22 protein-coding genes and 1 tRNA gene are annotated in these 23,472 nt (G+C 69.7%); 20 read left to right on the top strand and 3 right to left on the bottom strand.

Going from position 1 to position 23,472, the window contains the following annotated elements; genetic code table 11:
• The first annotated feature begins 56 nt into the window (after nt 1-56).
• The 6 genes from QP089_RS09200 (at nt 57) to QP089_RS09175 (ending at nt 5,892) form a co-directional block, all read left to right on the top strand.
• Nucleotides 57-1,097 carry an STAS domain-containing protein gene (locus tag QP089_RS09200; protein WP_285910982.1) on the top strand — a complete coding sequence of 347 codons (1,041 nt, stop codon included), beginning with the start codon at nt 57-59 and terminating at the stop codon, nt 1,095-1,097.
• Nucleotides 1,094-1,498 carry an STAS domain-containing protein gene (locus tag QP089_RS09195; RefSeq protein WP_285910981.1) on the top strand — a complete coding sequence of 135 codons (405 nt, stop codon included), beginning with the start codon at nt 1,094-1,096 and terminating at the stop codon, nt 1,496-1,498. The genes QP089_RS09200 and QP089_RS09195 overlap by 4 nt, the downstream gene beginning before the upstream one ends.
• A complete protein-coding gene (locus QP089_RS09190; RefSeq protein ID WP_285910980.1) occupies nt 1,495-2,058 on the top strand; it encodes a hypothetical protein in 564 nt (187 codons plus the stop codon). Before QP089_RS09195 ends, QP089_RS09190 begins: the two co-directional genes overlap by 4 nt.
• On the top strand, nt 2,055-3,890 hold the full coding sequence (locus QP089_RS09185) for a PP2C family protein-serine/threonine phosphatase (RefSeq protein WP_285910979.1): 1,836 nt from the start codon (nt 2,055-2,057) through the stop codon (nt 3,888-3,890). The genes QP089_RS09190 and QP089_RS09185 overlap by 4 nt, the downstream gene beginning before the upstream one ends.
• A 55-nt stretch (nt 3,891-3,945) precedes the next feature.
• Nucleotides 3,946-4,434, top strand: coding sequence for a hypothetical protein (locus QP089_RS09180; RefSeq protein WP_285910978.1), 489 nt, complete (start codon nt 3,946-3,948; stop codon nt 4,432-4,434).
• A 102-nt stretch (nt 4,435-4,536) separates the two neighbouring features.
• Entirely contained in the window at nt 4,537-5,892 is a 1,356-nt protein-coding gene (locus QP089_RS09175; protein ID WP_285910977.1) for an FAD-binding oxidoreductase, read from the top strand.
• A 17-nt stretch (nt 5,893-5,909) separates the two neighbouring features.
• On the opposite strand, the gene pdxR is transcribed toward QP089_RS09175, so the two are convergent.
• Entirely contained in the window at nt 5,910-7,337 is a 1,428-nt protein-coding gene (pdxR, locus tag QP089_RS09170) for a MocR-like pyridoxine biosynthesis transcription factor PdxR (RefSeq protein ID WP_285910976.1), read from the bottom strand.
• Between the two features lie 109 nt (nt 7,338-7,446).
• Between pdxR and QP089_RS09165 the strand changes: the two genes are divergently transcribed.
• The 3 genes from QP089_RS09165 to QP089_RS09155 are packed head-to-tail and all read left to right on the top strand — an operon-like array spanning nt 7,447 to nt 9,087.
• Nucleotides 7,447-7,917, top strand: coding sequence for a YceI family protein (locus QP089_RS09165; protein WP_285910975.1), 471 nt, complete (start codon nt 7,447-7,449; stop codon nt 7,915-7,917).
• The gene (locus tag QP089_RS09160; protein WP_285910974.1) at nt 7,914-8,516 is read left to right on the top strand and encodes a dihydrofolate reductase family protein; all 603 of its coding nucleotides are present in this window, start codon (nt 7,914-7,916) and stop codon (nt 8,514-8,516) included. The genes QP089_RS09165 and QP089_RS09160 overlap by 4 nt, the downstream gene beginning before the upstream one ends.
• A gap of 4 nt (nt 8,517-8,520) precedes the next feature.
• Nucleotides 8,521-9,087: a dihydrofolate reductase family protein gene (locus QP089_RS09155; RefSeq protein ID WP_285910973.1), complete on the top strand. Its 567-nt coding sequence runs from the start codon at nt 8,521-8,523 to the stop codon at nt 9,085-9,087.
• A gap of 1,016 nt (nt 9,088-10,103) precedes the next feature.
• Here the strand turns inward: QP089_RS09155 and QP089_RS09150 are convergent.
• Nucleotides 10,104-10,679 (bottom strand): CGNR zinc finger domain-containing protein, encoded by a 576-nt coding sequence (locus tag QP089_RS09150; protein WP_285910972.1) that lies wholly within the window; start codon nt 10,677-10,679, stop codon nt 10,104-10,106.
• A gap of 172 nt (nt 10,680-10,851) precedes the next feature.
• Here QP089_RS09150 and QP089_RS09145 point away from each other — a divergent pair, with 172 nt between their 5' ends.
• The 5 genes from QP089_RS09145 (at nt 10,852) to QP089_RS09125 (ending at nt 16,126) form a co-directional block, all read left to right on the top strand.
• Nucleotides 10,852-12,033 (top strand): epoxide hydrolase family protein, encoded by a 1,182-nt coding sequence (locus tag QP089_RS09145; RefSeq protein ID WP_285910971.1) that lies wholly within the window; start codon nt 10,852-10,854, stop codon nt 12,031-12,033.
• Between the two features lie 322 nt (nt 12,034-12,355).
• On the top strand, nt 12,356-12,655 hold the full coding sequence (locus QP089_RS09140; RefSeq protein ID WP_285910970.1) for a DUF6247 family protein: 300 nt from the start codon (nt 12,356-12,358) through the stop codon (nt 12,653-12,655).
• Nucleotides 12,652-12,909: a hypothetical protein gene (locus QP089_RS09135; protein ID WP_285910969.1), complete on the top strand. Its 258-nt coding sequence runs from the start codon at nt 12,652-12,654 to the stop codon at nt 12,907-12,909. The genes QP089_RS09140 and QP089_RS09135 overlap by 4 nt, the downstream gene beginning before the upstream one ends.
• A 708-nt stretch (nt 12,910-13,617) precedes the next feature.
• Complete coding sequence (locus QP089_RS09130; protein WP_285910968.1) at nt 13,618-14,691, top strand: hypothetical protein; 1,074 nt, start codon at nt 13,618-13,620, stop codon at nt 14,689-14,691.
• A gap of 247 nt (nt 14,692-14,938) precedes the next feature.
• Nucleotides 14,939-16,126, top strand: a complete 1,188-nt coding sequence (locus QP089_RS09125; RefSeq protein ID WP_285910967.1) for a GntR family transcriptional regulator — start codon at nt 14,939-14,941, stop codon at nt 16,124-16,126.
• A 1,074-nt stretch (nt 16,127-17,200) separates the two neighbouring features.
• Here QP089_RS09125 and QP089_RS09120 read toward each other — a convergent pair.
• Nucleotides 17,201-17,272 (bottom strand) — tRNA-Arg (locus QP089_RS09120).
• A gap of 130 nt (nt 17,273-17,402) precedes the next feature.
• On the opposite strand from QP089_RS09120, the gene QP089_RS09115 reads away from it, so the two are divergent.
• The 6 genes from QP089_RS09115 to thrB are packed head-to-tail and all read left to right on the top strand — an operon-like array spanning nt 17,403 to nt 23,278.
• On the top strand, nt 17,403-17,765 hold the full coding sequence (locus QP089_RS09115) for a response regulator transcription factor (RefSeq protein ID WP_285911454.1): 363 nt from the start codon (nt 17,403-17,405) through the stop codon (nt 17,763-17,765).
• 36 nt (nt 17,766-17,801) lie between these two features.
• Nucleotides 17,802-18,482: a DALR anticodon-binding domain-containing protein gene (locus QP089_RS09110; protein ID WP_285910966.1), complete on the top strand. Its 681-nt coding sequence runs from the start codon at nt 17,802-17,804 to the stop codon at nt 18,480-18,482.
• Nucleotides 18,479-19,876: a diaminopimelate decarboxylase gene (gene lysA, locus QP089_RS09105; protein WP_285910965.1), complete on the top strand. Its 1,398-nt coding sequence runs from the start codon at nt 18,479-18,481 to the stop codon at nt 19,874-19,876. Before QP089_RS09110 ends, lysA begins: the two co-directional genes overlap by 4 nt.
• Nucleotides 19,873-21,186: a homoserine dehydrogenase gene (locus QP089_RS09100; RefSeq protein WP_285910964.1), complete on the top strand. Its 1,314-nt coding sequence runs from the start codon at nt 19,873-19,875 to the stop codon at nt 21,184-21,186. The genes lysA and QP089_RS09100 overlap by 4 nt, the downstream gene beginning before the upstream one ends.
• Nucleotides 21,187-21,239: 53 nt before the next feature.
• Entirely contained in the window at nt 21,240-22,307 is a 1,068-nt protein-coding gene (thrC, locus tag QP089_RS09095; RefSeq protein WP_285910963.1) for a threonine synthase, read from the top strand.
• On the top strand, nt 22,307-23,278 hold the full coding sequence (gene thrB, locus QP089_RS09090; protein ID WP_285910962.1) for a homoserine kinase: 972 nt from the start codon (nt 22,307-22,309) through the stop codon (nt 23,276-23,278). Before thrC ends, thrB begins: the two co-directional genes overlap by 1 nt.
• Nucleotides 23,279-23,472 lie beyond the last annotated feature (194 nt).

Below are 23,472 nucleotides of genomic sequence, written 5' to 3'. Positions count from 1 at the left end.
CCACTGAGAACCAGAGTACGCGGTGACGGCGACCGCCCGAGTTGGGAAGGGAAGACGTGAACGGAGCGAACTGGGGCGATGTCCCACCCGAACGGCACGGCCTCGCGACGGGTCCCGCCACGGCGGCGGACCCGGTGCGCGGCGCTGTGAGCGCGGGCGGATCCGGCACGCGTCTGGCCAGGTCGCTGCGGACGCGGCGGGAGCAGGTGGCGCAGCGGTGGGCCGACGCGGCCCTGTTCCAGACGGTGTACGTGGCGAGCCGGGACACCGCGGTGCGGGCGGCGCAGGGCCTGGTCGACGCCCTGGCGGACGTGGCCGACAGCGGACGGCTCGCCGACACCGGCGCGGCGGGCTTCGATCCGGTGCGCGGCCCGCTGGCCGACATGGTCCAGGCGCGCAGGAACGCCGGCGTCTCGACGAGCCAGGTGCACGCCGAGGTGACCGAGCTGGGCCGCGCCGTGCTGTGGGCGGTGCGGTCGGAGGACGCGCAGCCCGGCGCCGCCGGGCTCTCCTCCGACGGGCACCTCGCGGGCCAGGGCGTCGCCGGTCCGGCCGACCCCCACGAGGCCGGGCAGGACGCCGTCGTCGCGGCGATGGAGCTGATGGGGACGCTGCGGCTGGTGGTCGCCGAGGCGGCGTCGGCCGCCGACGCCGGAATCATCGCGCGCCAGCGGCAGGAACTCCTGGAGACCTCCACCCCCGTGCTGAAGCTGTGGGAGGGCGTCCTGGCCGTGCCGCTGGTCGGCGTCCTCGACAGCGCCCGCGGCCAGGTGGTGATGGAGTCGCTGCTCGAAGGGATCGTCGAGCAGCGGGCCCGGGTGGCCATCCTGGACATCACCGGGGTGCCGATGGTCGACACCGTGGTGGCGCAGCACCTGATGAAGACGGCGGCGGCGGTCCGGCTGATGGGCAGCGCGTGCGTGATCAGCGGGATCCGTCCGCAGATCGCGCAGACCATCGCGGCGCTGGGCATCGATCTGGGGGAGATCCGCACGCAGGCGTCGCTGGCCGACGCGCTGGCCTGGGCCCTGGCCCGCCTGGGCGCGCAGGACCGGGCCGCGGCCGAGACGACGGCGAGCACGCGGGTCCGCCGATGAGCGGCGCCGACCGGGTGCCGGTGCTGCGGCTGGAGGGCGTCCTGCTGACCGGCATCCAGACCGAGCTGACCGACGACGTCGCAGCCGCGTTGCGGGACGACCTGCTCGCCGAGGTCGCCGCCGCCGGTGCGGACGGGGCGATCATCGACATCACCGCGGTGCAGGTGATCGACTCCTACCTCGCACGGGTGCTCACCGAGATCGCGGCGGCGGTCCGGCTGATGGGCGCCCGGACCGTCGTGGCCGGGATGAAGCCCGCGGTCGCCATCACCCTGGTCGAGATGGGCCTGGACCTCCCCGGCGTGGTGATGTGCAGGTCGCTGTCGGACGCGCTGCGGACCCTGGCGGTCGCCGCCCCCGGTGGCGTCCGGCCGTCCGCGCCGGCGGACGGGCCGCGGTGAACGGCCCCCCGCTGGCCGGCGAGGTCGACACCGCCGTGCTGCCCATCGGTGAGGCGGCGGCCCAGGCGTGCAGGCCCGCGCTGGCCACGGCCGCGGGACACCCCGCCCTCGCCCCCGCCGAACTGCTCGCGCACGTCGACACCGCGCTGCGCTCCACCCGCGGAGCCGCCGTCGCCGCCGCCCGCCTCACTACCCCGGCGGACCCGCACGCGGCCGGGCAGGCCCGTCCGCTGGAGTTCGCCGGCGTCGGCAACGTCGAGGCGCACCTGTTCAGCGCGTCCGGCCACCGGCTGCGGCACCGCGCACTGGCGTCCCGGCCCGGGATCGCGGGCGCCGGACGGCGCCAGAGCAGCCTGACACCGCAGCCCTTCGACTGGCACGCGCCGGGACTGCTGGTGATGCACACCGACGGCGTCCGCCGTTTCGACCTCTCCCGATATCCCGCCCTCATCGGCCGCCATCCCGCTGTGATCGCAGCGCTTGTCTGGCGTGACCGCCGCCGCGGAACCGATGACGCCACCGTGGTGGTGGCGGCCGACACCGCAAGGACACCGGCATGACCTCCACCGGCCCCCACGACGCCCGCAGGCACGAGCTGCTCCGCATCACCGCGGAGCATCCGGCCGCGGGCTCCCCGGACGCGACCGCATCGGAACTGGTCGGCACGGCCGCGCGTTACGGCGCGTCCACCGCCGACCAGATCACCCTGGCCCTGGCGGCCCACCAGGCCCTGCGGGGCCAGCCCGGCGCCGCCGTCAGCCTCCGCCTGGTCCAAGACGACGACCGGGCGGACGCGTCCTCCTGGTCGCTGGAGGTCCACCTGCTTCCCGCCCGTACGACCGACCGGAACGGGGACCGGAGCCGGCTGCTCGCGGTGTCCGTCCCCGCGTCCCCCGAGACCGCACCCGACGCGGCGCCGGAGGCACCCGTCCCCGGCCCCGCCGCGCTCTCCGCGCATCTGCTGGAGCTGCTGGCCGGCCAGAACGCGCGCCTGCGCTGGCACGACCAGGAGCTTGAGCGCACCGACCAGGGCACCCTCGCGCTGCACGCCGAACTCGCCGAGATCACCGAGCAGCTCCGCCAGGCCAACCGGATCCAGGCGCACCTGCTCCAGGCCGAGCGCGAGGCCCGCGCCCACGCCGAGAACACGCGCTCCCGGCTCTCCTTCCTGGCCCACGCCAGCGCCACCCTGTCGGCGTCCCTCGACCCGCAGCAGATCCTGGGACGCCTGGACACCCTCGTCGCGGTCCAGCGCGTCGCGGCCCTGGAGATCTGGCTGGCCGAGGAGGACACGGCCTCCCCGCGCGGCGCCGGGCTCGCCCTGGTCGTCCCCGGCACCGCGCCGTCCCCCGCGGCGCCCGCCCGCCCGCCGCACGTGGTGCGCCGAGCCCACCGGACCGGCCTGGTCCATCACGCCGCTCCGCACCGGCTCGAGGACCCGCCCGGCGTCACCACCGGCACCGCCGACCGGGAACTGCTGGCCGTCCCGCTGATCTCGCGCGGCCGGGCCCTCGGCGTGCTCGCCTTCTCCCCGCTGCGCGAGCCGTTCACCGCCGAGGACGTCACCGCCTACGGCGAGCTCGGTCGGCTCAGCGCCGTCGCGCTCGACAACGCCATGCGCTACGAGCACGAGCACCAGATCGCCGAGCGCCTCCAGCACGCCCTGCTCACCGACCTGCCGACCGACACGCCCGTCCGCTTCACGGCCCGCTACCTCCCCGGCGAGGACGGGCTGAACGTCGGCGGTGACTGGTACGACGCGTTCACCAGCCCCGACGGCTCCATCATCGCCTCCCTCGGCGACGTCACCGGCCACGGCCTGCACGCCGCCATCCTCATGGGACAGCTGCGCACCGCCATCCGCGCCTACGCGCTGGACGGGTACTCCCCGGGCCAGATCCTGAAGCGGCTGAACCGCCTGCTGATCAGCCAGACGGGCGACGACATGGCGACCGCCGTCCTGATGCACCTCACCGCCGACGGCACGCTGCACTGGGCGAACGCCGGCCACCCGCCCCCGCTCCTGCGGCGACCGGACGGCACCACCGCGCCCCTGCGCAGCCGGAACATGATGCTGGGCGTGTTCGACGACGCCCCCTACACCACCCACACCGCGCACCTGGCCCCCGGCGCGACGCTCCTGCTCTACACCGACGGCGTGATCGAACGCCGCGACGTCCCGCTGGAGGCCACCCAGGAACGCCTGGCCAAGGCCTTCGCCGCCGCCACCGACGACCTCGAGCAGACGGCCGACCAGATCCTGGAGGCCATGCTCATCGACAGCACGCGCGAGGACGACACCTGCATCCTCCTGCTGCACGCCCCGGCCGCCGTCCCCGACGAGGAAGCCCCCGACCCCGATGACCGGACGACCCGGCTGCTCGACCGCTGACCCCGGTGTTTCCCCCGGTATCGCCGCAGGCCAGGCGCCCCTAGCATCAGCCGCTATGCCGGTGATCTCTTCCCGCGTCGCTGTCGCCGTCGGCGTTGCCGCACTGCTCACGGCCACCGCGTCGTGCAACTCCAAGGACACCCCGACCACCGGCGGCGCGGCCGCGTCCCCGACCCGCTCGTCCCTCCAGGGCAGCCCCCACCCGTCGACCTCGCCCACGAGTTCCGGCGGCACCGGAACGTCCTGCCCGGACGTCCCGACCCCCGACGGCGTGACGGTCAAAGACCGCAGCCGCAACGACCTCAACGGCGTGAACTGCCTGCAATACACGATCAACCTGACGACCCCCACCCCGAAAGCCGCCTACGACAGCGCCCTCGCCAAGGCCAAGACGACCGGCTACGAAATCGAGGACGCCGGCAAAGAACCCTTCGCCTGGACCTTCGAGGCCCACGACCCCAACGGCGACCTGCCCTACTCGATCATCACCTACGTCTTCAACGACGACCACTCCGCCACAATCCTCGCCGAACTCCACCACTAACCACACCCGCCGACCTCGGCACCGCCGCGCTGAAATTGGTCCTTTATCAGCCGGTGAAATCGGACCATGTTGCGGGTACCGATTCCTGTCAGGCTGAGTGGCATGACAACGACAGCGACTCGCTTCGACGGCCGGCTCCTCATGCCCGGCGACGCCGGTTACGACACCGCCCGCACCGTCTGGAACGCCATGATCGACCGGCGGCCACGCATGATCGTCCGCGCGGCGGGCGTCGCCGACGTGGCGGCCGCCGTGCGGCTGGCCCGGGAACTGGACCTGGAGATCGGCGTGCGCTGCGGCGGCCACAACGCGGCCGGCTTCGCCGTGCCCGACGGCGGTCTCATGATCGACCTGACGCCCATGGGCGGGGTGCGGATCGACCCGGTCCGCCGCCGGGCCCGGGTGCAGGGCGGGGCGCTGCTCGGCGCGCTGGACCGGGCGGCCCAGGCGTACGGCCTGGCCACCACCGCCGGCAACGTCTCGCACACCGGCGTCGGAGGGCTCACGCTCGGCGGCGGCATGGGCTGGCTGGCTCGCCAGCACGGCCTGGCCTGCGACAACGTCGTCTCCTACACGATGGTCACCGCCGAAGGCGACGTGGTCTCCGCGAGCCGCACCGAGAATCCCGACCTGTTCTGGGGGCTGCGCGGCGGGGGCGGCAACTTCGGCATCGTGACCGAGTTCGAGTTCGCGTTGCATCGCACCGGCACGCGGACGCTGGTCGCCGAGTTCGACTTCCGCGCCGAGGACGCCGTCCCGGTCATCGAGGGCTGGCGCGACCTGAACGCCGTCGTGCCCCGGCAGGCGACGTTCACCGCCGCTGTCGAAAGCGGTCCCGCCGGTCCGATCGCCACGCTGGGGTTCGTGTGGGTCGGCGACCCGGCGCAGGGCCGCCGGCTGCTTCCCGCGATGCGGGCGCTCGGACGTTCCGTCGCATCGCGCGTCACCACACCGTCCTACCTCGACCTCCAGCAACGCAACGACACCACCGGCGGCCACGCCTACCGCCGCTATTCCACGGGCCATTACCTGCGGCGATTCCCGACCGCGGCGATCGAGGCGTTCCTGCTGCGCGGCGGTACCGACCTGAACTCGAACCCGTACCTGCCGAGCGTCGACCTGCAGGCGCACGGCGGTGCGATCGCCGACGTCCCGGAAGCGGACGCGGCGTTCAGCCACCGCGGCACGATGTTCGAGTTCGGCGCCGGCTCCCGCTGGACCGACCCGGCCGAGGACGACGCCCGGATGGGTGCAGCCCGCGCCGCCGGTGCCTCGCTCGAGCCCTATGCGAGCGGCGTGTACGTCAACTCGTTGGCGGCCGACGAACTGGCCGATGGGCAGCGCGGCGTACGGCGGGCGTACTCGGCCGCGAAGCTGGAGCGGCTGACCGCGGTGAAGACCGCATACGACCCGGCCAACGTGTTCCACCTGAACCAGAACATCCGTCCGGCACGCTGATGCGAATGCGCGCGGGATCAGGATCCCCGTACCTCACGGATGGCCGCCGCCAGCAGCGCGACCCCCTCGGCGATGGCGGACTCGCCGAGGATGGCGTAGCCGAAGATGAGACCGCCCGGCCCGGTGCCGGCGATCCGGTACGGGCCGACGCCGTGGATGCCGAGCCCGCGCCGGGCGGCGGCCGCCACCACCGCCGCCTCATCGAGGCCGGGCGGGAGCCAGGCGACCACATGCTGCCCGGCGGCGACCCCGGCCGGTTCCAGATCGGGCAGGTGAGTGCGCAGGGCCCTCAGCAGCGCGTCACGCCGGCGCCGGTACACCGGACGCATCCGGCGCAGGTGGCGGTCGAACTCGCCGCGCGTGAGGAAGTCGGCGAACGCCAACTGGTCGATGACCGGTGAACCGCGGTCGGCGAGCACCTTCGCCGCGGTGACGTCGGCGACCAGCCGGGGAGGCACCACCATCCAGCCGAGCCGCAACCCGGGCGCGAGCGTCTTGCTGGCCGTACCGCAGTAGACGATCTGATCGGGCGCCAAGCCCTGCATGGCGCCCACCGGCGACCGGTCGTAGCGGTACTCCGCGTCGTAGTCGTCCTCGACCACGATCGCGCCGCGGTCCTTCGCCCAGCGGATCACCTCGGCCCTCGCCCCAGCCGACAGCACTCCACCGGTGGGCCACTGGTGCGACGGCGTGAGCACGACCGCATCGGCGTCGGCGCGATGGAGCGCATCGACCTGGACGCCGTCCGGACCCACCGGGATGCCGACCACGTCCAGACCGGCGGCCGCGGCCAGCACCCGGGCGTCATCGTTGGACGACGGGTCTTCCAAGGCGATCCGCCTGGCGCCGTGCTGGACGAGCACCTGGATCAGCAGCGAAATGCCCTGCCCGTAGCCGCTGCAGATCACCACGTTGCCCGGGGCGGACGAGGTGCCGCGCACCCGGTTGAGGTAGTCGCACAGGGCCTCGTGCAGTTCCGGCACGCCCCGTCCGTCGAGGTAGGCGAACCGGTCGTTGGGCGTGGTCGTGAGCACGGTACGGATCGAGCGCAGCCAGGCCGCCCGCGGGAAGTGCGACACGTCGGTGCGCCCGTACCCGAAGTCGACCCTGCGCGCGGCCGGCCGCGGTATCGGAGCAGCGGGGCCCGCCCCCGCGGCGACCTGCGGCATCGACGCGGCGACCTGCGTGTACCCGCCCGATCGGCTGGCGAGATAGCCCTCGGCCACGAGCTGCTGGTAAGCCTCCACGACCACCCCGCGGGAAACCCCGAGGCCGGCCGCGAGGGTGCGGGTGGGCGGCAGCGACGCGCCCGTTCGCAGCCGTCCCGCCCGAATGCTCGTGCGGATGGACGCCTCGATCTGCCGATGCAGAGGCACCCCGGCATCGCGGTCCAGCTCGATGAGCAGGTCCTCGGCCGGCCCTGAATTGGTACCCGAACGGCCCACGGAATCGGACCTTATCGGCGTGTACCGATTCCTGCCAAGGTGAGTCGAGCTACCGGTTCACCGGGTGCCGTTAACGAACGTGCCCGAGCAACAAAGGGAGCCATACGCCATGATCAGTGTCGATAACCCCCTCGCCGCCGGCGCCTGGGCCGGCGATCCCGTTCATTCCGATATCTCGTTCAAGGTCCGCTACATGGGCGTCGGCAAGATCAGGGGGACGTTCGCGCTCGTCTCGGCGGTGCTGAGCGTCGGCGAGGGCGCCCGCCGGGTGACCGGCGTGATCGACCCCGCCTCGGTGCACACCGGCAACGAACAGCGCGATCAGCACATCCGGTCGGGCGATTTCCTGGACGTGGAGGAGTACCCGCAGATCGGGTTCACCTCGACCGAGGTCCGCGATTTCGACGGCGAGACTTTCGTCCTGGTCGGCGAGTTGACCCTGCACGGCGTCACCAAGACCGTCCAGTTGGAGGCCGAGTCGCCGACACGATCGAGGTCGCCATTGAGATCGAGTTCACGACCACCGAATCGGACCCGCGATAACGTCTCGTGGCATCCCGTGAAAGGACCAGGAACGTGAGCAAGACCGTGCTGTACATGTCGATGTCGGTGGACGGGTTCATCGCCGGGCCGAACGTGGCGCCCGGCAACGGGCTCGGCGACAAAGGGAACCGGCTGCACGAGTGGCTTCTGCCGGACGCCGACGCCGATCGCAGGAAAGACCTCGACCACCTGGCGGGGGCGAACCGCGAGGTCATGGACGAGGTCATGGCCACCGGAGCGGTCGTCGTCGGCCGGCGGACGTTCGAGCTCGCCGGCGGCTGGGGCGGCGACCACCACGACGGCGTGCCGATCTTCGTCCTGAGCCGCCGCCAGCCCGACCCCGAGCCGCAATGGCCCGGCGTCACCTACGTGAGCGACGTGACGGCCGCGATGACCATGGCCAAAGACGCGGCCGGCGACAAGGACGTACTGGTCCACGGAGCCCGCACCGCCCGGCTGGCACTCGCCGCCGGCGTTCTCGACGAACTGCAGATCCACCTGGTCCCGGTCCTGCTCGGGCGGGGCGAACCGCTCTTCGGGGACATGCCGCCCGACCACATCGAGCTCGAACCGCTCCGCGCCGCGGACGGGCCCGGCGTGACGCACCTGCGCTACCGCGTGCGGACGGAGGGCTGAGGCAATGGCGATCATCCGGCTGTACATGACCATGTCCCTGGACGGCTACGTCACCGGGCCGCAGGACAGCCCGGACGCGCCGATGGGCATCGGCGGGTTCCGGCTCTTCAACTGGCTCGACCAGCGCAACGACCCGGGACCCAGCGGACAGGTCTATTCCGAGGCGCTGGCCAGCCGCGCCCTCATCTCCGGCCGCCGCACCTATGAACTGGCCGACCGCTGGCAGGGCGACCACCACGACGGCGTCCCGATCTTCGTCCTGACCCACCACGTCCCGGACGACCCGCCGCCGGGCAGCGTCCGCTACGTCACCGACGTCCGCGAATGCGCAGCCCAGGCCCGCGCCACGGCCGGGGACGGCGACGTGATGGTGCACGGCGCCGGCGCGGCGCAGGCGCTGCTACGGGCAGGACAGCTCGACGAGCTGGAACTGCACGTCGTACCGGTCCTGCTCGGGCAGGGACGCCGCCTGTTCGACGACCTACCGGCCGACCACATCGAACTCGACCCGGTCCGCCGATTGACCACCCCGCAAGTCACACACCTGCGCTACCGCGTCCACCACCCATGACCTCCAAAGCCCGTCCGACCCAGAACGGGTCCTGCCCCACCGAACCTTGAAGTTCCAACTGCGCGGCATCAGGTAGCCGAGGCGGCGGCGTAGCTGTGCGTCGAGGGCGGTTCGGACACCCCGCCCTGCCACCCGAGATAAGGCGACCAGGCAGCAACGCACGGCGATACGCCAAAGAACTCGCCCAGGCCATCTGCCTGAACAGCCGCGGCCAGCACGGGGCAGTGCCAAGACCATCCATCCGACATGTGCACTCAACCCTCCCGCCCCAGACGGCCGCCGCCCGGCGCCACGATGCCGGCCACGTCCTGACCACGGATAACGTCCTTCGACCTCGCCACGGCAGGACGACAACGGGGAGCGAACGATGGCCTGTAACAGCCCGGACGACGACCGGCGGACCGTCGTGCCGCGCTGCCCGAAGACGGCGGCCACGCCGCCGTCCGAGGTACTGACGGGGGGCACTGGCGACAAGACGGAGGCGGTCGAGTTGGCGGCGGCCGCCGCACGAGCCCTAGCCGACGTCGAGCGGCACCTGACCAGACCACGCTGTCGGCGCAAACGGTGCGGCCTGCCAGCGCAACTGCCGCACGTTCACGGCATGCCTGACCGAACCCGGCACCGAAGCCGCGGTGAAGGCCTGGCACACGGGCGCTGCTGGACGCCCACGCCTCGGTCGCCACGGTCAACCAGGCGTGGGCCGCGGTGGGGCTACGGTACGAGCTCGCCGACCTGCGGCTGACCCTCAAACCACTGCGCGTGCCGCCCTCCGGCGAACCAGGCGCCGCGCCGACGGGTCACTGGGGACCGGGCAGTACGGGCCTCTGACCATCACGGGCGTCACCCAGCCCGTGCGCGCGGTCGGCAGGGCTGCGCCCGCACGCCCTCCGGCACACCTACGGCACCCGTCTGCACCGCAGCGGCGCCGACCCCCACCTCCCAGCGGACGGCTCTTAACGGTGCGCGACAGGCGTGCCGCAACTGTGGAGCCCGCCTGGATGCACCGAGTGCAACAACTACTTCGCTGATTCAGGGTCTTCGTGCTTGTGGGCTCTGAAGCGTGCCTTCTTCTGGCGATTCCCGCACGTGTTCATGTCACACCATCTGCGGGTGCGACTTTGGCTGGTGTCGAAGAAGGCTGCCTGGCAGGTTGGCGATGCGCACAAAGCCAATCTTCCGTCTCGTTCGCCTGCGACGATGCTGATCGCGTCGGCGGCGATGACGCCCAGGGCATCCTCCACGGAGGAAGGCGAGCTGAGCCGCCATTGCCGACTGCCCTCGGGCGTCAAAATGGCCGCGGCCCGGCCCCGAATGCTGCAGTCATTGATGACCTGCACGGCAGACGCAGGGAGAGGTTCTCGGCGCGCGGCCGCTGTCGCAGCGGCGTGAATTGCCTCTCTCAACTCCAAAGCGCGTTCGAGTTGGGCGGTCGTGCAGGACTCCACGGCGAGGCCGCTCACCGCCAGCCAGTCGACGAGCCGGTTCGGCGTGGGGATGCGCTCCACAGCGTCGCCGTGACGCTCCGACAGAGTCCCCGTGAAGCTGGTCGCCAGCACCTTGCCGAGACGGAAGTCAGGGAACCGAGCACTCATGGAACCACCTTAGCCGGTTGCACGTCGACACCGGAACCTGCTAGAACCGTCTTAGCCGGTTCCATCGATGCTCAGGAGGTCTCATGGCCGGACACTGGTGCGCCACCAACACCGCCACCGCCATAGAGCGCGGCGCTGCCACCACGTCAACTCACCGAAGCGGAGGCGTCTCATGAACCGTCAAACGAGCGACGTGCAAGCATTCGAAGCCCACGCCAGCGACGCTGACCTCGACGACCTGCGCGCGCGACTGGCCGCAGCACGGCTGCCGGAAGCCGAGACGGTTTACCGCGCCGCGCCCGACCCTCGCCGATGGGACCAGGGCGTTCCCCTTGCCGACCTCGTGGACGTCGTGGACTACTGGCGCACCGGGTACGACTGGCGGTCGTTCGAAACGCGCATCAATCAGATCGGCCAGTTCCGCACGACCATTGACGGTCTGGGAATTCACTTCCTGCACCGCCGATCCACCCGCGTAGACGCCACCCCGCTGATCTTGACGCACGGCTGGCCGGGCAGCATTGCTGAGTTCACCCACGTAATAGACGAACTGGCAGATCCGAAAAGCGCGAACGCACCAGCGTTCCACGTCGTAGTCCCGTCGCTGCCAGGTTTTGGCTACAGCGACAAGCCGGCCACCACCGGCTGGGGAACCGAAAAGATCGCGGCCGCCTGGGTGAAGCTGATGGGAAGGCTCGGCTACAGTAAGTTCCTCGCCCACGGCGGTGACTGGGGAGGCGTGGTCACCACAATCCTCGGCGGCAGGTTCCCGGAGCACGTGCTCGGCATCCACTCAACGTTCGCGCAGGCACCGCCAGGGCTGACCACGGACGGGCTGACGGCGGCCGAGCGCAAATGGGCCGAAGAGACCCACGATTTCTGGCGCCACCGCGCGGCGTACGCGAAGCAGCAGGCGACCCGACCGCAAACCATCGGCTACTCGCTCGTCGACTCCCCGGTCGGACTTCTTGCCTGGATTCTTGACAAATTCGCCGAGTGGACAGATACCGAGGACAGCCCGTTCGAGACGATCTCCAGAGACAGCATCCTTGACAACGTCACCCTGTATTGGCTGACCAGGACCGGCGCATCGTCGGCTCGTATCTACTATGAAAGCCACAACTCGCTCGACCCTGAACTCCGAGTCGACGTCCCGTCGGCAATCAGCACGTATCCCCGCGACATTGAAAAGTATCCGCGCTCCTGGGCCCAAGAGCGGTACCGACAGATCGTCCGATGGAGGACACCCGAATCCGGAGGACACTTCCCCTCCCTGGAGGTCCCCGAGTACTTCATCAACGACCTACAAGAAGGCCTCGCAGCAGTACTGGCCGCTTACCGCAGTTGGTCATGACACTGCCGCCGCCGACGAAAACGTAAGGCCAGGGCAGTACGCCACGAAAGGCTCTCGCAGACACCCTAGAAAGTGAGAACGGGCGGGACTCAGTTGAACTGAGGGCTCGCCCGTTCTCGTGGTGTCTGTGCTGGTCGCAAGGTGATTTCGCTGGTCTCAGAGAAGAGCCCCTGCAGGCTTCAACCCGCGCACACGGCTCCAGAGGGCGCTTCCAGATCACCGCTCACAGGGACGCTGACCTGCGCCGGGACGCTCCGTCCCGCCCCTCCCACACCCGCCCGTTCCGCGCATGTTCCGCAACGTGCACAGGTAGATTGGGACCATGACCGCCCAGCCCGAGGAACCGTCCGCGCCGCGCGATCCCGGCGAGGATCCGGCCGCGATCTACGACGCGCTCCCGCGGTCACACCGGGAGCAGTTCCGGGCCGAGTACGACCAGGCGCTGGACGCTGCGCACGACCTGGCGCGGTTCAAGCAGGTCCGAACTTTGCTCCAGCAGTGGCGCCTACGAGCCATCGCCTACGCCCGTCCCGGCTACGAAGAGGCTGTCCAGGACGCCCTGCAGGGCCGTGAGGACGCCTTCGCGCGGTACACGCCGCCGGGCTGGGAAGGCCGGGTGTGACGCACCGCTTCGACGGCTTCCACGGGCGCGCACTGTACGAGCTGAACGGGCTGCCCGAGGAGATCCGCAACGGCCCCCTGCTCGAACGCCTCCTCGAGCTCCTGGAGTCCCCGTGGGACGCCGTCCCGGAGCGGCCGGACCAGTCGGCGCTGCGCCACGCGTTCTTCGGCAAGGACAACCAAGGCATGCTGACCCTCCTCGTCGACGACAAGGCAGAGACCGTGCGCATCATCGACATCCTCTGGGCCGGCTAACGTCTGCGACGTCTCCGCGCCCGCTCCTCGCGTAGGCCTGGTCTCCGCGACCGCCTTGGCGTGCGGCGTAGCCGCTCATGAGGGGGATTTCGCTGGTCATGTGGACTCGCAATGAAGGGTCATGCAACGGCCCTGCCGCACCAGGGTGGAGCGCTGTGTCGCGTGAGAGGGGTGGGGAGCGAGAGACTCTCGCCTCTCTCGTTGGGGGTGCTAGATAGTGAGAACGGGCGGACTCAGTTGGACTGAGGTCCCGCCCGGTTCTTTGGGGTCTGTGCTGGTCAGCGAGGTGGTTTCGCTGGTCTCAGAGAGGTGCCCCCTGCAGGATTCGAACCTGCGCACACGGCTCCGGAGACCAGCACCGAACAAGTCGTCGACCAGGAAGAATTCCCGTGTGCTTGCGCCCTCTGGACGTGAATGGAACACAGCGCGACATTGAGAGTCGTTCTAACGTGACTGAGACTCGTCTCAGCCTAGGTGCCGCGGGACCTTCTGAACGGCGCTCTCCGGCAGCCTCACGACTCCACCGGAAGCCCTGGCACGCCTACGAAGGTTGTGGCAGAGCTAGCCCGCTGTGACGCTGCGCAGGCGTCTGGTCCCTTGCCTGTACCTAGCGGAGCCGCGTTGGCCGAATCCTGGCGAGGAACAACCTCACTCGGCACCCGTGAGTTACGATCAGGGCCGAGGATTGAGCGAGTAAAGGATTCTAAGATGGCAGAGGACGACCTCCCGCCGGAACCAGACGAACATGGTGGGCATGAGCCGGTCTTGGTCGAGCTTGCAGAGAAGCGACAGATTATTTCGACAATAGACCAGCGAGCTACCTCTCTTACGAATGTTTATGAGAGCATGCGCAGTAGTCAGAGAACTCGCGAAGAGCGAGAAGCTATGTGGGCACTATCGAAAATTTTAGATAAACTCAAAACAATCTATCGTGTTTCGAGGAGAAATTCTTTCGGTGCGCCCAGGGGGGCAATTGAGTATCTTTCTGAGCTTTTCTTCAAATCTTCTCTGGAGGAAATGCTGGATATTCTCACAAATCTGACCGGCAAGACCAGGCGTGTAGATTTTGAAGCAGCGACGGCCAAGATCGAGGAGAAGCTCATAGAGCAACTCGCGGAGGTGCACGAATCGCTGACACTGTATAAGGGTGTTGTGTCCTTTGATTCCGACTATTGGGAAAGGCGGGCCACGTTTCTCGCCGACGAATTGCGCACAGCTCGAGCGCTGAGCCGGGCTGATCTCGCCGCCACTGAAGCAGAAGAAAGTTTGAATAATGTCCGTTCAATAGCACAGCAGGCCGCCGAGGCTGGCCTAGGGAGTGATTTTGCCGAGTATGCTAGCAGGCACAATAAAGCGGCGAATGTGCTACGACTCACTGTAATTGCCATAACTCTTTTAATTGCAAGCTTCTTGGCTTGGTCTCTCGGGCATGAGGTGCATAAGCTAACATGGCTGGAATTGATGAGGAGACTTTCAATAACCTTGCCCTTCGGTGCTCTTGCTGCTTATTTGGCGCGAGAGGCGAACGCGCATAGAAATAGGGCCAACGAGGCTGGTGGAATAGCGGTACGCTTGCTGACTATCGAGTCATATACGGCTTCACTGAGCGAAGACATGCGCGATCAAATACGTGGCGAATTCGGAAAGTGGATCTTTGGTGCTCCACAGTTAGGCGGGCAGTCCGGCGAGTCATCGCCGCCTGAAGTGGCAGGCCAATTAGGGGCCGCGGTAGAGATCACCAAGGCTTTGCAGGATGTTCTAAAGGGGGGAGGGGGTAAATAGCATTTTCGAAAGATGGTGGCGCCATCTGGGCATGAATGGAACACGCCGCGCCGCTGTGAGTCCCTCTAGGGCGGACAGCAACCGCGCCAGGCTGCGTATTCGGCCCGCGAACGGCGCTCTCTAGGCGCCTCAGGGACCCGCTGACGGACTCCGAGGAGGAAGGAACGCCCCCCGAGTGCCGTAGCGCTGTTGACCCAACCGGGGATGCGGTAACAAGGACTGTGAGCGAGACGAGCCGAGGAGAGCTGTGGCGAACGTGGGGTTCCGAGAGATCGCCGATGGTCTGCGCGAGCGGATCACGTCCGGTGACCTGGCGCCCGGTGCGCCTCTACCGTCTGAGTCCACACTGGCCAGTGAGTACGGGGTGAGCAGGACCACCGCACGACGCGCTTTGGTGGTGCTGGAGGACTTGGGCCTGATTCAGGGTGGAGCTGGTCGAGTTCTGCGGAACGCGCTTCGTCGCTGGGAGTACAACAAGAATCGTCGCCAGACCGACCGCTCCGCCGAGGTCGCCGCCGCGCTTAACTGGGTCCGTAAGGCGTCCGTCCCGCTCGCCGACCTCGCCGAGTTCGAGGGCATCACGCTTGCGCTCGACGCGTGCGCGCGAAAGCTGGACGGCACCGCCGCCTCGCCGAGCTACTACACCCGGCGCCGACGCGTTCTCTACAACGTGCTGAAGTACGCGGTTCAGCGCAAACGCCTCGCCGTCAATCCAATCGACGGGCTCGACTGGAAACCGGCCGAGGATGACGAAGTCTGGGAGGAAGTAGACCCGGCCGTCGTCCCCTTGCCGAGCCAAATGGCGGAACTCCTCACGGCAGTCAGTTATGCTGGGCCTCGGCGAGGCCCTCGAATGGTCGCGTTCTTTGCGTGCATCTACTACGCGATGATGCGGCCCGGCGAGGTCGTCTCTCTGCGCGAATCTGACTGCGAGCTACCGGCAACGGGATGGGGACGGCTGATGCTCGCCGGCTCCAAGCCGTCGGTGGGAACCGAGTGGACGGACTCGGGGGAGTACCACGATGACCGCGGGCTCAAAGGGCGCAACCGCAAGGCCAAACGGCCGGTACCGATCCCGCCGCAACTCGTCCGGATCCTGCGAACCCACATCGAGCGGTACGGCATCGCCCCGGACGGTCGGCTGTTCCGTACCGAGCGCGGGGGAGTACTGCTCCCATCCGGCTACGGTCGCACCTGGCACAAGGCGCGCACGTTCGCACTGACGCCCGCCGAGGAGGCGTCCGACCTCGCCCGGCGCCCGTACGACCTCCGGCACGCCGGTGTCTCGCTACGGCTCAACGCCGGCGTTCCGCCTACGCAGGTCGCCGAGTGGGCCGGCCATAGTGTCGAGGTGCTCCTGAAGATCTACGCCAAGGTCATTGCCGGTCAGGACCGCGTGTGGGAGGGACGCATAGACGACGCCTTGATGAGCTGAGCCGTGGGTCGGCTGAATGCACTTGTTGGGCGAACTAGGCGCCGACCCGCTATGTGCGGGTCGGCGCCTAGTCTCAGACCCGGAAACCCGAGGCCCCTAGCTAGGCCAGTGCAACCATTGGGCTAGGCCGACTGCGGAGCTGAGCACGGTTGCTACACCGACGACGGTGGCAGCTATCTTCGCCGCCGCCCGTCCGGAGCGCGCCGCAGGCATGTCGGCCGCTGCCTTTCGATCACGCTCGGCGTCGAAAGTGACGTTCACAGTGAAGGCGACCACCTGTGCCTCCCGGTCAATCTCGCGCGCGCTACCCTCGAAGGGCATCATCATGTCTCCCGAGACTTGATGGCTCTAGGGCGGTTCCCTGTGCCAGCAGGGGACCGCCCTCCTACGTTCTCAACGGTCTCGAATCAACCCGCTCAAAGTGTCAGCCGTGTGCTGACAGTCCTGCGATGCTTGCGTGATATGTCCAGCCGTGACGAGAGACTCCGAAACCTGGTGTTGATGCGAGCTGAGACAGCACTCGGCATGGCGAGCTACCTCCTAGGTGTTGCTGACCCATGCGAGGCAGCGGATCCTGGCGAGATCGTTATCGAGGCTGGCGTGATTCGGAGTCTGCAGAAGGATCTTTTGCGGTTAGAGGCTCTGACCTGCGCTCTGATGCAGGATGCGGGGATGTCTTGGGACGCGATCGCTAGCTACTACGGGGTGTCTCGCCAATCACTGCATCGAAGGCTTGCCGCTGCATCCGACAAGGCCCTACAGCAAGCCCAAGACGAGCCCGCGGTCGTAGAAGAGAACCTCAGAGAAGATCTAGGACACGCTGTGACGATGGTGAAACATCTGGCGAGAAAGATCAGGCCCGAGATCGAACAGGCCGCTCAGGTTTGGCGAGAGCGAAGGCGGCAGCCCGGCTGGTGGCATCTGTAGGGGCAGGCCCCGGCGATGCTGGAACGCAGATGGAACACGCGCTGTGGCATACGGCGTCCTGTGGTGGCATCTGATGTCACATGGCCCGTGAACAAGAACGGCCGGTTTCCGCAGGTCAAACGCGGGAACCGGCTGATCGTTTAGGGGTGCCCCCTGCAGGATTCGAACCTGCGCACACGGCTCCGGAGGCCGTTGCTCTATCCCCTGAGCTAAGGGGGCCCTTGCGTCGCGGTGCGGCGCGTGGTGGAAGGCTACCAGGGTTGGCGGGGTGACGCGTACGTGGACGTTCGCCGTGCGTTCGGGGGAGGAGTCGACTAACTTCGAGGCCGTGACCGAGCCACTGGGACGCGTGCTGGTCGTCGACGACGACGAGGTCATCCGGCAGCTCATCGCCGTGAACCTGCAGCTGGAGGGGTTCGAGGTGTCGACCGCGGTGGACGGTCAGGACTGCCTGGAGAAGGTGGCCGAGGCACGGCCCGACGTGATCACGCTGGACGTGATGATGCCGCGGCTGGACGGGTGGGTGACCGCGATCAAGCTGCGCGAGGACCCGGGGACGGCGCACATCCGGGTGGTGATGATCACGGCGCGGGCGCAGGAGCACGACGTGCGGCGCGGGCACGAGATCGGCGTGGACGCGTACGTGACCAAGCCGTTCGACCCGAACCAGCTGATCCAGACGGTGCGGAAACTCGCTGCGGTGTCCAGATAGTGGTCGGATAGTCTCACCAGGGTGACTCCGGCCGAGGTGAGCGATGCCCTGGTGGCGGCGGCGCGCGACGCCGTCGGTGAGGGTGGGCTGGACGTCGCGGTGCCCGACGAGGTGCTCGTTCTCGCGTGCGGGGCCGGGGTCTTCGAGAGCCCGGTGGCGCTGGTGCTGGGTGTGGAGCCCGAGGCGATCGCGGCGAGGGTCGGCGGGTCCGTCAGCGGACGCGGGTTCGTGCGGGTCGAGGTGCCGGCGGCGGACGTGGTGAGCGGCATCCTGCGGGATCCGGCGTACGGGGCGGCGAGGGTTCCGCGGTTCGGGTGGGACGACCGGCCCAGGACCTTCGAGAATCCCGGTTTCTCGGTGCGGTACGCGTATGCGCGGGCGTGCTGGACGGGGCGGTGGGCTCAGGATCTCGGGGTGGGGAACGGGGATCTGCAAAACCCCGAGCCCGCGGAGCTGCGGCTGGTGGGGGTGCTGGGCGAGGTGCCCGGGCGGGCGAGGCAGGCGGAGCGGGAAGGCGACGCGAGGCCGCTGGCGTTCTGCTTGGAGAGGGTGGCCGGGGCGTACCACGACGTCCACGAGCGGTGCCCGGCCGTGCCGGCGGGGGACGAGAAACCCGGGGCGGTGCACGCGGGACGCGCCGGGCTGGCGCGGGCCGTGCGCATCGCCCTCGGCAACGGCCTGAAGATGATCGGTGAGACCCCAAGAGAGCGGATATGAGTCGAGTTCACCCTGCCGGGCCCCGGCACGCCGACGTCCTGCCCGAAGACCACCCTGCGGGGCCGGCGGACGACCTGAACGCCCTGGACCCGCACGTGTGGCCGCGCGGCGCGACGCGGGAGGACGGCGCGCTGACGATCGGCGGCGTCGACGTGCGGGATCTGGCGAAGGAGTACGGGACGCCCCTGTACGTCTACGACGAGGAGGACGTGCGGTCCCGGGCGAGGGAGTACGCGGCGGCGTTCCACGACGGTGACGTGCATTACGCGGGCAAGGCGTTCCTGTGCACGGCGGTGGCGCGGTGGCTGAACGAGGAGGGCCTCGGGCTGGACGTGTGCAGCGGCGGCGAGCTGGCCGTCGCGCTGGCGGCGGGCTTCCCGACGGAGCGGATCACGCTGCACGGGAGCAACAAGTCGTCCTGGGAGCTGGCGAAGGCCCTCGAGGTGGGCGTCGGCCGGATCGTGCTCGACTCGTTCGAGGAGATCGCGCGGCTGGGGTACCTGGCGCAGGAGAAGGGCGTCCGGCCGAAGGTGATGGTGCGGGTCACGACGGGCGTCGAGGCGCACACGCACGAGTTCATCGCGACCGCGCACGACGACCAGAAGTTCGGGTTCTCCCGCGGTTCCGGGGCCGCGCTGGAGGCGGTGCGGCGGGTGCTGGCGCTCAAGCAGCTGGAGCTGGTCGGGCTGCACAGCCACATCGGGTCGCAGATCTTCGACGTGGACGGGTTCGAGGTCGCGGCGCACCGGCTGGCAGAGCTGCTGGTGGCGATCCGCGACGAGCACGGGATCGAGCTGCCGGAGCTGGACCTCGGCGGCGGGTACGGGATCGCGTACCTGCCGGGGGAGGAGCCGCACGACCCGAAGTCGATGGCGGACGGCCTGCGGGAGATCGTGGCGCACGAGTGCCGCGCGTACGGGCTGGCGATGCCGCGGCTGACCGTGGAGCCGGGCCGGGCGATCATCGGTCCGGGCGGCGTGACGCTGTACGAGGTCGGCACCGTGAAGGACGTCGAGGGGCTGCGGACGTACGTGTCGGTGGACGGCGGGATGAGCGACAACCTGCGCACCGCCCTGTACGGCGCGGAGTACACCGGGGCGCTCGCGAGCCGGTCGTCCGACGCATCGCCCATGCTCAGTAGGCTTGTCGGCAAGCACTGCGAAAGCGGCGACATCGTCGTGCGGGACCTGTGGTTCCCCGAAGATATTGCGGCGGGGGACCTGGTGGCGGTCGCCGCGACCGGTGCGTACTGTCGTTCGATGGCCAGTAACTACAACCACGTTCCGAAGCCCGCCGTGGTGGCGGTGAAGGACGGCAGGTCGCGCGTGATCGTCCGCCGGGAGACCGCCGAGGACCTGCTGCGGCTGGACGCGGATGCGGAGGTTCGAGCGTGAAACCCGAACGTGGCCCGCTGCGGGTCGCGCTGCTGGGATGCGGCGTCGTCGGCAGCGAGGTCGTCCGGCTGCTGAACGAGCAGGCCGACGACCTCGCCGCGCGGGTGGGGACGCCGCTGGAGCTGGCCGGGATCGCGGTGCGGCGGCCCGAGCGGGTGCGCGCGGGCGTCGACCCGCGGCTGGTCACCACGGACGCGCAGGCGCTGGTCACGCGGGACGACGTGGACATCGTCGTCGAGGTCATCGGCGGGATCGAGCCGGCCAGGACGCTGATGCTGGAGGCGATGAAGTCCGGCAAGTCGGTCGTCACCGCGAACAAGGCGCTGCTGGCCGAGGACGGGGCGACGCTGTTCGCCGCGGCCCGCGAGTACGGCGCGGACCTGTACTACGAGGCGTCGGTGGCGGGCGCGATCCCGCTGCTGCGGCCGCTGCGGGAGTCGCTGGTCGGCGACCACGTGCACCGGGTCCTCGGCATCGTCAACGGCACGACGAACTACATCCTCGACCAGATGGACTCCGCCGGCGCCGGCTTCAACGAGGCGCTGGAGGAGGCGCAGGCGCTCGGGTACGCCGAGGCGGACCCGACGGCGGACGTCGAGGGCTTCGACGCGGCGGCGAAGGCGGCGATCCTGGCGCAGCTGGCGTTCCACACCCCGGTGACGGCGGCGGACGTGCACCGGGAGGGCATCACCGAGGTGTCCGCGGCGGACGTCGCGGACGCCAAGGGCATGGACTGCGTGGTCAAGCTGCTGGCGATCTGCGAGCGCGTCCCGTCGCTGGACGGGCGGAACGGGCGCGGGGTGTCGGTGCGCGTGTACCCGGCGATGATCCCGCGGACGCATCCGCTGGCCAGCGTCCGCGAGGCCTACAACGCGGTGTTCGTGGAGGCCGAGTCGGCGGGGTCGCTGATGTTCTACGGCGCGGGTGCGGGCGGCGCCCCGACGGCGTCGGCGGTGCTCGGCGACCTGGTCGCGGTGGCGCGCAACGTGGTCGGCGGCACGCCCGGCCCGGTCGAGGTGACCTACGCCAAGCTCCCGGTGCTGCCCATGGGCGAGACCGTGACGCGCTACTACATCCACCTGGACGTGACCGACGAGGCGGGCGTGCTCGCCACCGTCGCCGAGGAGTTCGCCCGGCACGAGGTGTCGATCCAGGCCGTCCGGCAGGTGGGGCTGGGCGAGGAGGCGCAGCTCGTGGTGGTGACGCACCGGGCGCCGGACGCCGCGCTGTCGGCGGTGGTGGAGGGCCTGCGGGGGCTGGACAGCGTCCGCGAGGTCGCCAGCGTCATGCGCGTCGAGGGCGAGGAGTGAGACCCCGGTAGAATCCGGGTCCACATCCGCAGGTCAGCCGAGGAGACACTGACGTGAACGGGAACGCCCGCGTGTGGCGCGGCCTCATCGAGGAATACCGCGACCGGCTTCCGGTGACGGACGCGACGCCCGTGGTGACGCTGCTGGAGGGCGGCACGCCGCTGGTGCCGGCCGTCCGGATCTCCCAGCTGACCGGCTGCGAGGTGCACCTGAAGGTCGAGGGCCTCAACCCGACCGGTTCGTTCAAGGACCGCGGGATGACGATGGCGATCAGCAAGGCGGCCGAGGACGGCGCCAAGGCGGTCATCTGCGCCTCCACCGGCAACACCTCCGCGTCGGCCGCCGCGTACGCGGTGCGGGCCGGGATGACGTGCGCGGTGCTCGTCCCCAACGGCAAGATCGCGATGGGGAAGCTGGCGCAGGCGCTGGTGCACGGCGCGCGGCTGCTGCAGGTCGACGGCAACTTCGACGACTGCCTGGAGCTGGCCCGCAAGCTGTCGGTCGACTACCCGGTGGCGCTGGTCAACTCGGTCAACAAGTACCGGCTGCAGGGCCAGAAGACCGCCGCGTTCGAGATCGTGGACACGCTCGGCGACGCGCCGGACGTGCACTGCCTGCCCGTCGGCAACGCCGGCAACATCTCGGCGTACTGGATGGGCTACAAGGAGTACGCCGCCGACGGGGCGGCCGCGGGGACGCCCCGCATGCTGGGCTTCCAGGCCAGCGGCGCGGCGCCGTTCGTCAAGGGCGAGCCGGTGCTGAAGCCGCAGACGATCGCGACCGCGATCCGGATCGGCAACCCCGCGTCGTGGGACCTCGCGATCGCCGCGCGCGACGAGTCCGGCGGCGCGATCGACTCGGTCACCGACCGGCAGATCCTGGCCGCCTACCGGATGCTCGCCAGGGAAGAGGGCGTGTTCGTGGAGCCGGCGTCGGCGGCGAGCGTGGCGGGGCTGCTGCAGGCCGCGGGCCAGGGCGTGGTGAAGCCCGGCTCGAAGGTCGTCTGCACGGTGACGGGCAACGGCCTCAAGGACCCCGACTGGGCGATCTCCGGCGCGCCGGCCCCGACCGTCGTCCGCGTCGACGCCCACGAGGCGGCCTCCGCGCTCGGCCTCACCTGATGGGCCCTGCAGAACCGGGGAACCGGCCGGAGAAGTCCGTGCTGGTGCGGACGCCGGCGACGAGCGCCAACCTGGGGCCGGGGTTCGACTCGCTCGGCCTCGCGCTGTCGCTGCACGACGACGTCGAGGTGACGCTGGCCGGCGACGGGGTGTCCATCGAGGTGGACGGGGAGGGCGCCGAGGTCGCCGACCGCGGCGAGCGGCACCTGATCGTGAAGGTGCTGCGGCGGGCCTTCGACGCGCTCGACGACCTCGCCGCGGCCGGACCCGGCCAACCGTCCGGGCAGCCGAAGGGCATCCGGCTGCGGTGCCGCAACCGCATCCCGCACAGCCGCGGGCTCGGCTCGTCGTCGGCCGCGATCGTCGCGGGGATCGTCGCGGCGCGCGCGCTGCACCCGCACGGCGACCTGATGGACGACGCCGCCGCGCTGCGCCTCGCGACCGACATCGAGGGGCATCCCGACAACGTCGCGCCGTGCCTGGCGGGCGGCCTCACCATCGCCTGGACGACCCCGGACGGCGCGCGCCTCGTCCGGCTGGAACCGCAGGTCAGGCAGGTCGTGGTGTTCGTGCCCGAGCAGCGCCTGGCGACCGAGCGGGCGCGCGGGCTGCTGCCGGACGCCGTCCCGCACGCCGACGCCGCGGCCAACGCGGGACGGGCCGCGCTGCTCGTCGCCGCGCTCCGCGACGGGCTCGGCGCCGGGGTGCTGCTGGACGCCACGCAGGACCGGCTCCACCAGGATTACCGCGCGCCCGCGATGCCGGAGTCGGCGCAACTCCTCGACCGGCTCCGCGCGGCCGGAGTGCCGGCGGTGATTTCCGGCGCGGGTCCCACTGTCCTGGCCTTCACAACCGCATCGCGAGTTGATTCGATGGCTCTGCGAGTGGGTAATGGGTGGCACGAACACCCGTTGGACGTCGCGACTCTCGGTGCCCGCGTCCTGACCGGTGGACCCGACCGCCGGACGTGACGCGCCACCGTGCGGGGGCCGCAGCCGGGATCGCCGCGACGCTCCGGCCGGTGCCGGTCCCCGCAAGATCGACCTAGGTAAAATGCGAAGACATCGACCTCTGGGGAATAGCAGTGTGCCCTGGTGATGTTAGGCTGATTGCCGCACCAGATGCCCCGTTCGGGGCAGCGTGCTCGTCAGCCGCGCGTCGCCTG

The organism is Actinomadura opuntiae, from assembly GCF_030283205.1.
GTDB lineage: Bacteria > Actinomycetota > Actinomycetes > Streptosporangiales > Streptosporangiaceae > Spirillospora.
The sequence above is the reverse complement of the archived record's forward strand: the minus strand, read 5'-3'. Positions and strand labels throughout refer to the sequence as shown.